Below are 273 nucleotides of genomic sequence, written 5' to 3'. Positions count from 1 at the left end.
GCTCGAGGACCGGGCGGCCGGGGTGGCCGGGTTCCTGCATGCCGGCTCGGCCACCGACAGCTGGCCGGACAAGGAGACCGAGAACACGTACCGGTCGGCGATGATGCTGCTCAACACCGCCCACTGCGCGGTGGAGTACCACCGCAGGGCGCTGCGCTCCATCCCGCGTCCCGACGGCATCAGGTTCGCGCGTCGGATGAAGTACCCGATCAGCGTGCCGGTGCTCCACGTCGTGGGTGCTGCCGACCCCACCGTCCTGCCGAGCAGCAATGC

At 70.3% G+C, this 273-nt stretch carries 1 protein-coding gene; it reads left to right on the top strand.

Annotated elements, in window-relative coordinates; translation table 11 throughout:
- Positions 1–273 (top strand): hypothetical protein (locus ACLJNW_RS25125; RefSeq protein ID WP_410961346.1); only part of this gene is annotated, 273 nt, incomplete at both ends.

The organism is Salmonella sp. SAL4457 (assembly GCF_046548235.1).
Lineage (GTDB): Bacteria > Pseudomonadota > Gammaproteobacteria > Enterobacterales > Enterobacteriaceae > Salmonella > Salmonella enterica.
This window is presented reverse-complemented; position numbering and strand designations above follow the sequence as displayed.